The sequence below is a fragment of the Salmonella sp. 32070601201500089SM genome, assembly GCF_017573605.1.
Taxonomy (GTDB): Bacteria; Pseudomonadota; Gammaproteobacteria; order Enterobacterales; family Enterobacteriaceae; genus Salmonella; species Salmonella enterica.
This window is the reverse complement of the sequence record NZ_JAGETK010000001.1, coordinates 180,695-195,715: the sequence shown is the minus strand read 5'-3', so window position 1 is coordinate 195,715 and position 15,021 is coordinate 180,695. Positions and strand designations below refer to the sequence as shown.

Genomic DNA, 15,021 nt, shown 5'->3' with positions numbered 1-15,021 from the left:
AAACGATGAGCAACATTATCCAACTGACGCCAAACAAGTGGGTTAGCGAAAAAGTTCTGATTGCGGTTACCGGGCTTAAGCCCGGAACCATTACCCGCGCCAGAAAAGAATCCTGGATGCTGGGCCGCGAGTACCTGCACATTTCACCAGACGGAAATCCGAAGCCTTCGAGCGAATGCATATACAACAGAGAAGCCGTTGATCAGTGGATCGAGGCGCAGAAAAAAAATCAACCAGGTGCGAAGACAACATGAAAAGCAGTACACTCGTCAATGCTCCTGGACGTCAGGAGGGATTAATGGCTAATGCATCATACCCGACAGGCGTCGAAAACCACGGCGGTTCGCTCCGCATCTGGTTTCTGTATAAAGGTAAACGTGTCAGGGAAAACCTTGGTGTCCCTGACACTGCAAAAAATCGCAAGATAGCTGGCGAACTGCGTTCTTCGGTTTGTTTTGCGATAAGGATGGGGAATTTTAACTATGTGGAAAAATTCCCAAACTCACCGAACCTTGCCCGGTTCGGTCAGGATAGAAAGGAAATTACTGTGCTGGAGCTTACCGAAAGATGGTCCGAGCTGAAGAGAATGGAGATCAGCTCTAATACCATGAGTAGGTACGAATCTATCATAAAAAACATGCTTCCACTCATCGGCGAAAACAAAATGGTTTCTGCGGTGACTACTGAGGATTTGCTGTATGTCAGGAAGGAGTTGCTGACGGGCTTTCAGGTAATGAAGAAGGATCACCGGACTCAGGTTAAAGGCCGGAAATCGTCCACAGTGAATAATTACATGATGCTGATGACCGAGATCTTCCAGTTTGGAACAGATAACGGCTATGCAAAGGAAAACCCGTTTAGCGGAATTAACCGTCTCAAGAAAGCGAAAGGGGAACCAGATCCACTCACGACAGACGAGTTCATCAGGTTTATCCAGGCATGCGGCCACCAGCAGATGAGAAATCTCTGGTCACTGGCAGTCTATACCGGAATGAGGCATGGGGAGTTGTGCGGTCTGGCCTGGGAAGATATCGATCTGCATGCCGGGACGATCATTGTGAAGCGCAACCTTACCCAGACGGATGAGTTCACCCTGCCAAAAACCGACGCAGGTACTGACAGGGTGATATATCTCATTCAACCAGCTATTGATGCCCTGAGGAATCAGGCCCAGTTGACACGCCTTGGCCGGCAGTTTGAGGTTGAAGTGAAGTTGCGGGAATATGGACAATCTGTCATTCAGCCCTGCACGTTCGTATTCAGCCCTCAATGCGTCAAACGTGGACCTCGCACAGGATATCACTACGCGGTTAATTCCATTAATAAAATTTGGGGCCCGATAATCAAGCGTGCCGGCATTCGTTACCGTAACGCGTATCAGTCACGACATACCTATGCATGCTGGTCATTATCAGCTGGTGCTAACCCAAACTTTATAGCAACGCAGATGGGGCATACCGATGCACAGATGGTTTACAAGGTGTATGGAAAGTGGATGTCAGAGAAGAGCGCAGAACAGGTTTCTCTGCTCAACCAGGCACTTTCCCGCTATGCCCCATCACTGCCCCAAAGCATGGTAGCAGCGCAGTAGAAATCCTTAAATTCAAGGGGTTAGCAGTCGCATCGCTACATTTTTATAACATGGGGCACGAAATGCGCTCGACCCTAAAGACAGCTTATGGTGTGATCGGGGTTCAATAAATCGCTAAACAAGGTATACTCCAGCGGTTTTCTTAGTTGTTTATTGTACTAAACGCTCCCGTGAGAGGACGCAACAGCGCACCTATGACACAATTCGCTTCTCCTGTTCTGCACTCGTTGCTGGATACAGATGCTTATAAGTTGCATATGCAGCAAGCCGTTTTTCACCACTACTATGATGTGCAGGTAGCGGCTGAGTTTCGTTGCCGTGGCGACGACCTGCTGGGTATTTATGCCGATGCTATTCGCGAGCAGGTGGACGCGATGCAGCACCTGCGCCTCCAGGAGGACGAGTTCCAGTGGCTCTCCGGCCTGCCCTTTTTTAAACCGGATTATCTGAACTGGTTACGCGAGTTTCGCTATAACCCAGCTCAAGTCTGTGTCACCAACGATAACGGCAAGCTGAATATTCGCTTAACCGGCCCGTGGCGTGAAGTCATTATGTGGGAAGTGCCGCTGCTGGCCGTGATCAGTGAGCTGGTTCATCACTACCGCTCGCCAAACGCGGGCGTTGATCAGGCGCTCGACGCGCTGGAAAGTAAGCTGGTTGATTTCACTGCGTTAACCGCCAATCTCGATATGTCCCGCTTCCACCTGATGGACTTCGGCACCCGCCGCCGTTTCTCTCGTGAAGTGCAGCAGGCGATAGTTAAACGTCTCCAGCAGGAGTCATGGTTCGTCGGCACCAGCAACTATGATCTCGCGCGTCGCCTGGCGCTGACGCCGATGGGCACTCAGGCGCACGAATGGTTCCAGGCGCATCAACAAATCAGTCCGGACCTGGCGACCAGCCAGCGTGCCGCGTTGGCCGCCTGGCTTAACGAATATCCGGACCAGCTTGGTATCGCCTTGACAGATTGCATTACAATGGATGCGTTTTTACGCGATTTCGGCATTGAATTCGCCAGCCGTTATCAGGGGTTACGCCACGACTCAGGAGACCCTGTCGCATGGGGCGAAAAGGCGATTGCCCATTATGAAAAGCTGGGGATTGATCCGCTGACAAAAACGCTGGTCTTTTCAGATAACCTTGATCTGCCAAAGGCGGTCGAGCTCTATCGCCATTTCGCCTCTCGCGTGCAGTTAAGCTTCGGCATCGGTACCCGCCTGACCTGCGATATCCCTCAGGTAAAACCGCTCAATATCGTGATTAAACTCGTGGAATGTAACGGAAAGCCGGTGGCTAAACTTTCCGACAGCCCCGGTAAAACGATCTGTCATGATAAAGCGTTTGTGCGCGCGCTGCGTAAAGCGTTCGATCTCCCGCAGGTGCGTAAAGCAAGTTAACCATGCCTGTGCGAAGCGCCCGGAAAGTGGGCGCTTTGTTACTCTCCTGACCATCTTACCTGTTCTGGCCGCGATGGTGACTATTCTTCCCCTTCACTCTTCGACATATTTACGTGCGTAATTTGCGTTGTTTTTTCAGAATTAGTGTCCCGCTGTGTACGCGTTCTGAATAAATTGAATTCGCTAATAAATTCTTTACGCAGCAAGAACAGAGCAATTACGTTGGGGATAACCAGAAAACCGACAGCAATATCAGCCATTAACCAGATTACCGGGATTTCCATATTAACGGCAATCAGTGGCGGCAAAAAATATAGCCATTTAATGATGCGTTCTAGCTTATCGCCAAAGATATAGTTTATCGAAGTGCGAAATTTAATATATGAGCCAAGATAAGAAGTAAACAGAATCAACGCCACACCGAGACAGAGAACCTGAACAATAATCGGATGCCATGTTTCTTTTAAGGCGGCAAAGATAATCTGAATACCTTGATAACTGGCGTCTGTCCACATACCAGAAGCAAGTACAGCAAATGCAGTAAAGTTACAGGTAATCATTGAGACAAAAAAAACTTCCACTGCCCCCCACATTCCCTGACGGAAAGCATAATCCACGTTGGCAGTAGCATGTACTGTGGCCGAGGTACCCATGCCGGCTTCGTTAGTGAATATTCCGCGACTGGCTCCTTTACTGATGGCCATCATGATGGTTGACCCGACAAAGCCACCGGCTGCTGGCGCAGGGGCAAAGGCATAATAGAAAATACTTTTTATAACCTGTGGGATAGCCTCGATATTCAATACCACTACACCAGCGGCACCAATGAAATAGGCAATGGTGATCGGTGGAAGTGCAATCGTACAGAATTTACCAAGACTGGCGAGTCCTTTTAAAATAACCAACGCGCCTACGATGACAATAAATCCCCCAATGACGCTTGTTGGGATGTCAAACGTATAGTGAATGACCGCCGCCATCGTATTAGTTTGCACAAAACAGGCATCCGTAATAACCAGAATCATTAATGCAAACGCATATAATCCTGCCAGGGGATGCCATTTTTTATTGAGCCCTTTCTTAATATAATGCATTGGGCCGCCATAATATTCGCCATTCTCACCTTTACTTCGGTATTTCACCGCCAGCGTCACTTCAACCATTTTGGTCATCATACCCACGACCGCAATGATCCACATCCAGAAAATTGCCCCAGGTCCGCCAACCGCAATAGCCGCAGCAACACCTGCGATCGTTCCCGCGCCTAATGAGCCGGATAGCACAGTGGCAGCCACCTCTATTGATTTTAAGGATTTTTTAGACGCTGCCTCGCCAGTAGTGTTTTGTTTATTTTTTCCGGCAAGTGTACCAATTGTATTACGGTAAATTTCTTTTAAATTGATAATCTGGAAAAATTTGAGGCGTACTGTAAAATAAAAGCCAATGCCGATGACACACAAAAATAATGGGCCACCCCATAGAAATTCAAAGAGTTGTGAAAGTTGCTCTAACATAATGACCTCGGATTTAAATTAATTCGTTCAGTCTCAGTAATAATCTTTCCAGTTCAGCGTAATCCTGAATTTTGCCAACAACACTAAACTGGAAAGTCAGCGGGTAGGAGCATCCCTTACTCACTAAATGCCGTTTTAATGGTATATTGTTATGAAGTTTTGCTTCCTGCATTAGGTTTATTATGCGTATAAAAAACGCGTTTTTTACATGCTGCCTTTATTATCTAATTTTTTAGTCGTAATGTTTAAGCACTGCGTCCGTTCCAGACTATATCTTCATAAATATCTGGGGACGTATCGCCTTCGGTGCTAATAAGCAGAACATGAGCACTGGCATCAAGCTGTAAGCGATTAGCAAGATCCTGATAATGCATATTGTTCATCAACTCATAAAGTAATCCTACGCCAATAGCTCCGGACTCGCCGGAAATAAAAGGCGTATCAGTGCCTGGACGCGGCGCGGCAGAAATGCGCATACCTTTAGCCGCCAGACAGTCATCAGCGGAAATAAAACAACTGGTGTTGTCCCGAATAATAGGCCAACTGATAATATTCGGCTCCCCACACGCAAGCCCGGCCATTATCGTCGCCATATCGCCAGTGACGCAGTGAGGTTGACCATCATCCATAACTGCGGATTGATAAAGACAGTTGGCCTGATGCGGCTCAACCACAATAATATTAGGGATATTTTCCTGCATTTTTTCAACAAAATAACCCATAACACTGCCAGCAAATGATCCCACCCCCGCTTGTAAAATAAGGTGGGTTGGCAACGGACTGTTTGTTTCTGCGAGCTGCTCATAAGCTTCAACCGCTAGTGTCATATAGCCTTGCATAATCCACGTTGGGATCTCTTCATACCCTGTCCAGGCTGTATCCTGCAAAAGCACCCAGCCTTTTGTTTGCGCCATTCTATGGGCCAGTCGCACTGCATCATCGTAGTTCAGATCGGTGATGGTGCATTCAGCTCCATGATGGCGAATATTCTCTGCCCGGATTAACGATGATCCTTTAGGCATATAAACGACGGCTTTTAGACCTAATTGCTCCGCCGCCCACGCCACACCACGGCCATGATTGCCATCCGTCGCGGTAACAAAAACACAATCCTTAATTTTTTCTTTAATCTCAGGAGTGTTAAGGGCAGCAAAACTTAACGAGTTAATATCACATTGCAATTTATCAGCGAGATATTTTCCTACAGCATAAGAGCCGCCCAGACCTTTAAAAGCATTCAGACCAAAACGCCAGGATTCATCTTTAATATGGATGGACCCTAGTCCAAGCCGCCGGCTTAGATGCGCCAGATTATGTAACGGCGTGACGGCATAATTGGGTAATTTTTTATGAAATGCTAACACCTCACGCCCAACATTTCCGTTAAGCAAACTTAAGGCCGCTCCTGTACCATATTTTTTCCGACGTGTATTAAACTGGTATTTAATAAGTTCATGCATAATGATACCTTTTGTTAAAGTTTATTTATTGAAATAATATGTTTTTGGCAATTATTGAGTAGAAACAAGTAAAGAACTCGCGTTTTGTGGCTGTAGTAGTGGTTATCCTCACTTTAATAAACCGTACTGATAAAAGAGTCGCACAATATCTATTACGTCCTTTTCTTTATTCCACTGATTATGATAGTACTATGCTTATTGCTGTTAAATGGCGCGAAAATGCCCATCGTCGTGCAATTTTCACCTTTTTTTAACGACCTGGACGCGGCAAAATTGCGCACAGTGATAGTCATCACATTAAAGAGGTTATTTGCGATATGAAGCTTGACGCCTGGGATAAAAACATTCTGACATTATTGCAGCGCGATAATCGTCTTTCTCAGCGGGAAATCGCCGAACAGGTCAATCTTTCACCTTCGGCAGTGAATCGTCGTATCGCGGCACTGGAGGAGGCGGGCATAATTAAAGGCAATGTCAGCCTTATTGATGCTGGCAAAGTGGGACGCCCGGTCACGATTGTGGTGCAGGTGGTGATCGAAAACGAGCGATTCAATTTACTGGAAGAGGCTCGTCAACGGTTTGTCAGTTGCCCGCAGGTGCAGCAGGTCTACTACGTAACGGGCGATTTCGACTTTTTACTGGTGCTCAATGTTCGTGACATGGCGGAATATGAAGCGCTTACCCGTGAGCTTTTCTTTTCCTCAGGCAATATAAAGTCTTTTAAAACGATTGTCGTGATGCAAAACGCCAAGCAAGAGATGCGCGTCCTGATCGAGTAACGTGCGCAAAGCTTGCAAAACCAGCCTAAATTCTCAATGGTTCGCGAGCAGGTGCGAACTTTTTACAGGTTTCTTTCTGAAAACCTGCTTCCAGATGCGATTTCTGCTTGTCTGATTGCAGATGCCAGGTAACATAGGAATACCCCCATTTCGGGTGGACAAGTGTTTATTTTTTCCGACTATTAACTAGAGAGAATATTATGAGCGTTGTGCCTGTAGCCGACGTACTCCAGGGCCGCGTAGCCGTTGACCAAGAAGTCACCGTGCGCGGATGGGTGCGTACCCGCCGAGATTCAAAAGCTGGCATCTCCTTCCTCGCCGTTTATGACGGCTCCTGCTTTGATCCTGTACAGGCTGTCATTAATAATTCTCTGCCCAATTATAATGAAGAAGTATTACACCTGACGACAGGCTGCTCCGTGGTAGTAACAGGTAAGGTTGTCGCGTCGCCGGGACAGGGGCAAAGTTTCGAAATCCAGACCACGAAAGTAGAGGTCGCAGGCTGGGTGGAAGATCCGGATACCTACCCGATGGCGGCAAAACGCCATAGCATTGAGTATCTGCGTGAAGTCGCGCATCTGCGCCCGCGCACCAACCTGATTGGCGCGGTAGCGCGCGTCCGCCATACTCTGGCGCAGGCGCTGCATCGCTTCTTCGATGAGCAGGGTTTCTTTTGGGTCTCTACCCCGCTGATTACCGCTTCCGATACCGAAGGCGCTGGCGAAATGTTCCGCGTTTCAACGCTGGATCTGGAAAACCTGCCGCGTAACGACCAGGGCAGAGTAGATTTTGACAAAGACTTTTTTGGCAAAGAATCATTCCTGACCGTCTCCGGCCAGCTCAACGGTGAAACGTATGCCTGTGCGCTGTCCAAAATCTATACTTTTGGGCCGACCTTCCGCGCGGAAAATTCCAACACCAGCCGCCACCTGGCGGAGTTCTGGATGCTGGAGCCGGAAGTGGCGTTCGCCGATCTGGAAGACAACGCCCGTCTGGCGGAAGCCATGCTGAAATATGTCTTCAAGGCGGTTCTGGAAGAGCGTGCGGATGACATGAAGTTCTTTGCCGAACGCGTGGATAAAGACGCTATCGCTCGTCTGGAGCGTTTTGTCTCCACCGACTTCGCTCAGGTGGATTACACCGATGCGGTCGCCATTCTGGAACGCTGTGGTAAGACATTTGAAAACCCGGTGTTCTGGGGCGTCGACCTCTCTTCCGAACACGAACGTTATCTGGCGGAAGAGCATTTCAAAGCGCCGGTAGTGGTGAAAAACTATCCGAAAGAAATTAAAGCGTTTTACATGCGCCTTAACGAAGATGGCAAAACCGTGGCGGCCATGGATGTGCTGGCGCCGGGAATCGGCGAAATCATCGGTGGTTCCCAGCGTGAAGAGCGTCTGGATGTGCTGGATGCCCGTATGGCCGAAATGGGGCTGAATAAAGAGGATTACTGGTGGTATCGCGACTTGCGTCGCTACGGTACTGTACCGCATTCCGGCTTTGGCCTGGGCTTTGAACGCCTTATCGCTTACGTCACGGGTGTGCAAAACGTGCGTGATGTTATTCCGTTCCCACGGACCCCACGCAACGCCAGCTTCTGATTTTTACGTCACACTCAAGGCCAGCTATGCTGGCCTTTTTTTCGCCTGAATGTCAGTTTTATTATCAATAAGTAAATAAATTTAATTACAACCATCTGAATTACCACATCTTGTTACTGTATATTTCACGAAAATATTTACACATAAAAATTAATCCTTAATTTTATTGCGGATTAGATTTTTCTGCTCTAATAGCACAATTTTTCACCACAATTTCGGACATCAAGACTTCTAAATGGCTATTTTTATGAAATAGCTCGTCTGCTGCTTTTTCAGGCACAACGGTGCTACAAGCCAATAATTACAATAAAATCATAGTGATAAAAGAAAAACGATCAAATCAAAGCGAGAACTCAGGGGAAGTTTGACGTTGTTCACAAAGTTCCGCAAAAATAACATTTGTTTACATATTTTTTTATTTTGAAACCAAATATTTATATTTGTAGCACTTTCACGGTAGCGAAACGTTAGTTTGAATGGAAAGATGCCTGTCAGACACATAAAGACACCAAACTCTCATCAATATTTCTGTAAAGTTTTATTGACGGAATTTATTGACGGCAGTGGCAGGTGTCATATAAAAAAACCAATGAGGGTAATAAATAATGATGAAGCGCAAAATCCTGGCAGCGGTGATCCCTGCCCTGCTGGCTGCTGCAACCGCAAACGCAGCAGAAATTTATAATAAAGATGGTAATAAGCTGGATCTGTACGGTAAAGCCGTGGGTCGTCACGTATGGACAACGACCGGCGATAGTAAAAATGCCGACCAGACTTATGCCCAGATTGGTTTTAAAGGGGAAACGCAGATTAACACCGATCTGACCGGTTTCGGTCAGTGGGAATACCGTACTAAAGCAGACCGCGCTGAAGGCGAACAGCAGAACTCGAATCTGGTACGTCTGGCTTTCGCGGGTTTGAAATACGCGGAAGTGGGTTCAATCGATTATGGTCGTAACTACGGTATCGTTTACGATGTTGAATCCTATACCGATATGGCCCCCTACTTCTCCGGCGAAACCTGGGGCGGCGCCTATACTGATAACTACATGACCAGCCGTGCTGGCGGTTTGTTGACCTACCGTAACTCTGACTTCTTTGGTCTGGTGGACGGTCTCTCTTTCGGTATCCAGTATCAGGGTAAAAATCAGGACAACCACAGCATTAACTCTCAGAATGGCGATGGCGTAGGTTACACCATGGCATATGAGTTCGACGGCTTTGGCGTCACCGCAGCGTACAGCAACAGCAAGCGTACTAACGATCAGCAGGATCGCGATGGTAATGGCGATCGCGCAGAGTCATGGGCCGTTGGCGCGAAATATGATGCAAACAACGTCTACCTGGCTGCCGTATATGCTGAAACCCGCAATATGAGCATTGTTGAAAATACGGTTACCGATACCGTGGAAATGGCAAACAAAACGCAGAACCTGGAAGTGGTCGCTCAGTACCAGTTTGACTTCGGCCTGCGTCCGGCAATCTCGTATGTGCAGAGTAAAGGTAAGCAGTTGAACGGCGCCGACGGCTCGGCCGATCTGGCGAAATATATTCAGGCGGGCGCGACTTACTACTTCAACAAAAACATGAACGTATGGGTTGACTACCGTTTCAACCTGCTGGACGAAAACGACTACAGCTCCAGCTACGTTGGCACCGACGATCAGGCGGCTGTCGGTATTACTTACCAGTTCTGATCAGCAGACCCCTTTGTTTTATGCCTCAAAAACAGGACTTCGGTCCTGTTTTTTTATCTCTCTTAGAGAAAATGTGCGTCTTTCAAAAACAGGCGGGCTTTTTAGCGCTAACGGTTGGCATTTTGTAAATCTGCCGTTAACCTGATAGCGGATTTCCCTTCTGTAACTATAATGGAACCTCGTCATGTTTGAGAACATAACCGCCGCTCCTGCCGACCCGATTTTGGGCCTGGCCGATCTGTTTCGCGCCGATGACCGTCCAGGGAAAATTAACCTTGGCATTGGCGTATATAAAGATGAAACCGGCAAAACACCGGTGCTCACCAGCGTTAAAAAAGCCGAGCAGTATTTACTGGAAAATGAAACGACGAAAAACTATCTCGGCATTGACGGGATTCCGGAATTTGCTCGCTGCACTCAGGAACTGCTGTTCGGCAAAGGCAGCGCGCTGATTAACGATAAGCGTGCACGCACGGCGCAAACGCCGGGCGGTACCGGCGCGTTACGCATTGCCGCCGACTTTTTGGCAAAAAATACTCCGGTAAAACGGGTGTGGGTGAGCAACCCCAGCTGGCCGAACCACAAAAGCGTGTTTAACGCTGCCGGCCTGGAAGTTCGGGAGTACGCTTACTACGATGCGGAAAATCACACGCTGGATTTTGAAGCGCTACAAGCCAGCCTGAGCGAAGCACAGGCCGGCGATGTGGTTCTGTTCCACGGTTGCTGTCATAACCCAACCGGCATTGACCCTACTCTGGAACAGTGGCAGGTTCTGGCTGAGCTTTCCGTTGAAAAAGGGTGGCTGCCGCTATTCGATTTCGCTTACCAGGGCTTTGCCCGCGGCCTGGAAGAAGATGCGGAAGGTCTGCGCGCCTTTGCCGCGCTGCATAAAGAGCTTATTGTCGCCAGCTCCTACTCCAAAAACTTCGGCTTATATAATGAGCGCGTCGGCGCCTGCACCCTCGTTGCCGCCGATGCGGAAACCGTGGATCGCGCTTTTAGCCAGATGAAATCCGCCATTCGCGCTAACTACTCCAACCCGCCAGCGCACGGCGCGTCCATCGTCGCGACTATCCTGAGTAATGACGCCCTGCGCGCTATCTGGGAACAGGAACTGACGGACATGCGCCAGCGTATCCAGCGTATGCGTCAACTGTTCGTGAATACCTTGCAGGAAAAAGGCGCGAACCGTGACTTCAGCTTTATTATCAAGCAGAACGGGATGTTCTCATTCAGCGGTCTGACCAAAGATCAGGTGCTGCGTCTGCGTGAAGAGTTCGGCGTTTATGCCGTGGCTTCTGGTCGCGTGAACGTGGCGGGCATGACCCCGGATAATATGGCGCCACTGTGCGAAGCCATTGTCGCGGTACTGTAAAAAGCTGCCGACTGGCGTGACCGATAAAAAAGCCTGCAATGTGCAGGCTTTTTCATTCTGCTTACCAGACCGGCATCTCATCTTGCAAGAAGGGATTATGCAGACGCTCGTACCCGAGCGTAGAGAGCGGGCCGTGGCCAGGAATAAAGGTCACATCATCGCCAAGCGGCAATAATTTACGCTTAATGGCGTCAATCAACTGGGTGTGATCGCCGCGAGGAAAATCGCTGCGCCCGACGCCACCTTTGAAAATCACATCGCCGGAGATCAGCAGTTGCGACTGTTCATCAAAGAAAACCACGTGTCCCGGCGTGTGTCCCGGACAATGTAACACCTGTAACGTCACATTCCCCACGCTGACGCGATCGCCGTCGTTCAGCCAGCGATCAGGCGTCAGCGGCTGACACTCATCCAGACCAAACATGCGGCTTTGCGCCGGCAGTCCTTGCAGCCAGAACTCATCTTCTTTTTCCGGACCGATAACAGGAACGCCGTAATGCTGCGCCAGTTCACTCGCCGCGCCGACGTGATCGAGATGCCCATGCGTGAGTAAAATTTGCATCAACGTCACGCCGCTGGCGTCCACTTCCTGTTTAATTTTTTCCGCGTCGCCGCCCGGATCGACCAGCGCCGCCAGCCGGGTTTGTTCGCACCAGATTAATGAACAGTTCTGGGAGAACGCGGTGACCGGAATAATACGATAGTTCATACTGCTCCTTTGATTAAGCCTCGCTGATTACCAGTGCCGCGCCGGCCCGGTATCAATATGCACAAAGTTACTACGTGGGTAATATCCTACACCACCTGCGCGCATAGATAACGCCGCTTTGCGAATATTGCTCAGCGCCACGCCCTCAATATGAAAATCCATCGCCTGCCCTTTTGTATGGTAGCTTTTTTTCGCTACGCCGCTGCTACGGGCGCGTAATTCATTATTGGTATCAAGAGAACGGTAGCCTGAGATGAGCTGCACAGGTTTACGCGTCCCTAACAGACCCTGGAGTCGGTAAAGTTGGTCAAACAGGCGGGGATCGATTGTTCGGACTTTATTCGCGCGATAGTCACGGAAAAAATGGTTTAACTTTGCTAATTCATCCTGAATGTAGGCTCTTCCATCGAAAAACTCCGCCTTGATTGACTCTCCGGTATGGAGATTGTTTAACGTCAAAATGCGCGGGCGTGGGGTCGAGAGTGTGGCAAACGCTGGCGCGGGCAGGATGGCGGCGCCGAGAGCGACACCACCAAGCGCCAGCAGCTTGCGGCGATTAGCGTCAAATTTGTCCATGATAATCAGGTCTACAGGTCAATGTTATCGTTAATACACTTCTACCTTTAAGCAGACATGATACCGGCTGGCACAGACTTCTGAACGGCCCGGTCGACTTAAAGGTTGTTGTATATGCACTTCTGGCGCACGAAAGGCACCTTAACTGCCGATAAAGCCCGCGTCAAGATGGCCCTCCCCCAGCCACAACGGGGGTCTACAGCGAAACGCCCCGTTGAAGCCAAACATTAGGACAACATATTTACCAGAACTTCTTCATTTACCTGATTAATTGTTCAACCTTTGGCACAATTTGTGCGCTGGATCGCGCTGTGAGATCGTAATTGTAAATATCTGTACGATATTGCATACGTCCATCTGCGCCGACAAATGCGGTCAGATAGTAAAGATTTACTGGAATGTTCTGCCGGATATTGACATACCGCGTGTCGCCTTGCTTCAGGGCGCCTGAGATCCGCGCATCGTTCCAGCCAGCATCCTGCAAGAGCATATTCGCCAGCTCAGAGGCCTTATTGACCCGCACGCAGCCGGAACTTAACGCCCTGGCGTCACGCTGAAAGAGAGTATGGTTAGGCGTATCGTGCAGATAGATAGCATCTGAACTCGGCATATTAAATTTATAACGCCCCAGCGAATTGTGCGCGCCTGGCGCCTGCTGGAAACGGAACGGAAGATTCGATGGCGTAATGGTGGCCCAGTCAACCTGCCACGGATCGATCGCTTCTTTGCTGTTCCAGCCGCGCATCACGGTGTAGCCATGGCGCTCCAGATAGCCTGGGTCATTCCACACCTTCGGTAAAATGTCTTTACGCGCAAGCGTGGGCGGAACGTTCCACGGCGGGTTCACCACCACATTATTCAGCGCGCTGCTCATCATCGGCGTTTTACGATCGGGACGCCCGACGATCACCCTTGAAGCCAGCACCTGGTTGCCATTCTGATAGTAGACCAGCGAATAAGCGGGAATGTTTACCATAATACCGGTAGAGAGTTCCGCCGGCAGCAGGCGTAAACGTTGGATATTCAGTGCCAGTACGCCTGCGCGTTGCGCGGGGGTCATATTAAGCCAGTTACGCGTCGCCGGGCCAATAACGCCATCCGCCCCCAGCCCTTGCCATGCCTGAAAACGCTTTACCGCCTCGACCAGTTCATTATCGTAGGCGGCGCGTATCGCCGGAGCCGGCTTACTACGGCGGGCCGTTGGTTCGTCGACCGGCTGCGCCACCGATGTTTCGTCGACCACGGCGGAGGGGCTGACGACGGCGCTATCAGCAGTGTTATCGCCGGGTAAGGCTATCTTTGGACCGCCATCCAGCATCCCCGTACGCTGTAATATTTCGCGCAGCGCAGGCACATCGTTACTCCATTGCCCCGGGCGCAGCGTTGCGGTATTGGCCAACTGCGGCCATGGGCGAGAGTCTGCCACCAGCTTCAGTAGCGCGTCATGCATGGGCGCATACTGTGGATGCTGCGGCGCCAGGCTGGCGACAAACATCGGCAACTGGCCCTCTTCCAGCGCGATTTGCCACTGGTTAATCACCGAGACTGGCGGCGTCGCCAATGCGTAAGGTTTGTTGCTATATAACCAGCGCTGGCCTTTGACGGGGATATTCGCAATGAAATGGAGATAGCCCATCATGGCGTCTGACAACACAACATCGCGCGCCATACCGTTTACGGCGGGATCGGTCAACAATGCCACCCAGGCGGTAAACTGCGGCTGGAATCCGGCAATCGCCACCTCCGCCAACTGTTGCTGGAAGGCTTTCACCGCATCGCGATTATCCCACATGGGCTTCATGTCGCGCGCGGCATACAGCAATGTCAGCTGGCTCATATAGACCGGCGTATAGCCGGAAGGAAGCTGCGACTGTAAATCAGCCCGGACTTTCTCGGCTGAAACGCCCTCCGGCAGCGGCTGAATCCCGGCCATAATCGCCGTCGCGGCTGATTGTTTCTGCGGCCCAGCCTGATCCGTCGCGGCAACGGCGCTATCGCCAGGTATCATTTCAGGCTCATCGGCCTGCGCATTGAACAGTGGAGCGAATGTTACGGCCAGGCATAAACTGATTGCCGACAGACAACGACCACACATCTTATTAAGCAACATCCCTTGCCCCCTGTTTTCGTTATCATACTCCGCATGACTGCGCTGCCCGCAGCGCGGGTCAACCGCAACCAATGCTTTTGTTTAGTATGACGAGTCAGCCTGCTCACTCGTCAGGCTTAACTCCAGTATATAAAGTTCGTTACGTTTTTGCCTAACCTAATGTAAAGAAGTTTAAAGAAAATGCACTACCCGGAGAGATTTTTCAGATAAAG

12 protein-coding genes are annotated in these 15,021 nt (G+C 49.8%); 7 read left to right on the top strand and 5 right to left on the bottom strand.

Annotated features, from left to right (window positions below; translation table 11 throughout):
- Positions 1 to 5: 5 nt before the first annotated feature.
- From xis to pncB, 3 genes are all read left to right on the top strand, one after another.
- Positions 6 to 254 (top strand): excisionase Xis, encoded by a 249-nt coding sequence (gene xis, locus J4728_RS00855; RefSeq protein WP_000065276.1) that lies wholly within the window; start codon positions 6 to 8, stop codon positions 252 to 254.
- A gap of 44 nt (positions 255 to 298) precedes the next feature.
- Positions 299 to 1,591, top strand: coding sequence for a tyrosine-type recombinase/integrase (locus tag J4728_RS00850; protein WP_198879758.1), 1,293 nt, complete (start codon positions 299 to 301; stop codon positions 1,589 to 1,591).
- A gap of 194 nt (positions 1,592 to 1,785) precedes the next feature.
- Positions 1,786 to 2,988: a nicotinate phosphoribosyltransferase gene (gene pncB / locus J4728_RS00845; RefSeq protein WP_000191404.1), complete on the top strand. Its 1,203-nt coding sequence runs from the start codon at positions 1,786 to 1,788 to the stop codon at positions 2,986 to 2,988.
- Positions 2,989 to 3,068: 80 nt separating this feature from the next.
- Here the strand turns inward: pncB and J4728_RS00840 are convergent, their stop codons facing one another.
- Both J4728_RS00840 and dpaL read right to left on the bottom strand, forming a co-directional pair.
- A complete protein-coding gene (locus tag J4728_RS00840) occupies positions 3,069 to 4,502 on the bottom strand; it encodes an alanine/glycine:cation symporter family protein (RefSeq protein ID WP_023244780.1) in 1,434 nt (477 codons plus the stop codon).
- Between the two features lie 245 nt (positions 4,503 to 4,747).
- Entirely contained in the window at positions 4,748 to 5,962 is a 1,215-nt protein-coding gene (gene dpaL, locus J4728_RS00835; RefSeq protein WP_000544857.1) for a diaminopropionate ammonia-lyase, read from the bottom strand.
- A 317-nt stretch (positions 5,963 to 6,279) separates the two neighbouring features.
- Between dpaL and J4728_RS00830 the strand changes: the two genes are divergently transcribed.
- The 4 genes from J4728_RS00830 to aspC all read left to right on the top strand — a co-directional run bounded on the left by J4728_RS00830 (position 6,280) and on the right by aspC (position 11,414).
- Positions 6,280 to 6,741 carry an Lrp/AsnC family transcriptional regulator gene (locus J4728_RS00830; RefSeq protein ID WP_000762342.1) on the top strand — a complete coding sequence of 154 codons (462 nt, stop codon included), beginning with the start codon at positions 6,280 to 6,282 and terminating at the stop codon, positions 6,739 to 6,741.
- 200 nt (positions 6,742 to 6,941) lie between these two features.
- Entirely contained in the window at positions 6,942 to 8,342 is a 1,401-nt protein-coding gene (gene asnS, locus J4728_RS00825; RefSeq protein ID WP_023253820.1) for an asparagine--tRNA ligase, read from the top strand.
- Positions 8,343 to 8,947: 605 nt separating this feature from the next.
- Complete coding sequence (gene ompF / locus J4728_RS00820; RefSeq protein WP_000977709.1) at positions 8,948 to 10,039, top strand: porin OmpF; 1,092 nt, start codon at positions 8,948 to 8,950, stop codon at positions 10,037 to 10,039.
- A gap of 184 nt (positions 10,040 to 10,223) precedes the next feature.
- Positions 10,224 to 11,414 carry an aspartate transaminase gene (gene aspC / locus J4728_RS00815; RefSeq protein WP_000462653.1) on the top strand — a complete coding sequence of 397 codons (1,191 nt, stop codon included), beginning with the start codon at positions 10,224 to 10,226 and terminating at the stop codon, positions 11,412 to 11,414.
- A 61-nt stretch (positions 11,415 to 11,475) separates the two neighbouring features.
- Here the strand turns inward: aspC and J4728_RS00810 are convergent, their stop codons facing one another.
- The 3 genes from J4728_RS00810 to ldtD form a co-directional block, all read right to left on the bottom strand.
- The gene (locus J4728_RS00810) at positions 11,476 to 12,123 is read right to left on the bottom strand and encodes an MBL fold metallo-hydrolase (RefSeq protein WP_001109471.1); all 648 of its coding nucleotides are present in this window, start codon (positions 12,121 to 12,123) and stop codon (positions 11,476 to 11,478) included.
- Between the two features lie 27 nt (positions 12,124 to 12,150).
- Positions 12,151 to 12,699, bottom strand: a complete 549-nt coding sequence (locus J4728_RS00805; protein WP_001748323.1) for a YcbK family protein — start codon at positions 12,697 to 12,699, stop codon at positions 12,151 to 12,153.
- A 259-nt stretch (positions 12,700 to 12,958) separates the two neighbouring features.
- A complete protein-coding gene (gene ldtD / locus J4728_RS00800) occupies positions 12,959 to 14,809 on the bottom strand; it encodes a L,D-transpeptidase (protein WP_208210921.1) in 1,851 nt (616 codons plus the stop codon).
- Positions 14,810 to 15,021: the final 212 nt, after the last annotated feature.

Coding starts and splice junctions, on each gene's coding strand:
- ompF (WP_000977709.1), top strand. CDS start 8,948: ATGATGAAGCGCAAAATCCTGGCAGCGGTGATCCCTGCCCTGCTGGCT.
- aspC (WP_000462653.1), top strand. CDS start 10,224: ATGTTTGAGAACATAACCGCCGCTCCTGCCGACCCGATTTTGGGCCTG.
- J4728_RS00840 (WP_023244780.1), bottom strand. CDS start 4,502: ATGTTAGAGCAACTTTCACAACTCTTTGAATTTCTATGGGGTGGCCCA.
- J4728_RS00850 (WP_198879758.1), top strand. CDS start 299: ATGGCTAATGCATCATACCCGACAGGCGTCGAAAACCACGGCGGTTCG.
- J4728_RS00805 (WP_001748323.1), bottom strand. CDS start 12,699: ATGGACAAATTTGACGCTAATCGCCGCAAGCTGCTGGCGCTTGGTGGT.
- dpaL (WP_000544857.1), bottom strand. CDS start 5,962: ATGCATGAACTTATTAAATACCAGTTTAATACACGTCGGAAAAAATAT.
- pncB (WP_000191404.1), top strand. CDS start 1,786: ATGACACAATTCGCTTCTCCTGTTCTGCACTCGTTGCTGGATACAGAT.
- J4728_RS00810 (WP_001109471.1), bottom strand. CDS start 12,123: ATGAACTATCGTATTATTCCGGTCACCGCGTTCTCCCAGAACTGTTCA.
- asnS (WP_023253820.1), top strand. CDS start 6,942: ATGAGCGTTGTGCCTGTAGCCGACGTACTCCAGGGCCGCGTAGCCGTT.
- xis (WP_000065276.1), top strand. CDS start 6: ATGAGCAACATTATCCAACTGACGCCAAACAAGTGGGTTAGCGAAAAA.
- J4728_RS00830 (WP_000762342.1), top strand. CDS start 6,280: ATGAAGCTTGACGCCTGGGATAAAAACATTCTGACATTATTGCAGCGC.
- ldtD (WP_208210921.1), bottom strand. CDS start 14,809: ATGTTGCTTAATAAGATGTGTGGTCGTTGTCTGTCGGCAATCAGTTTA.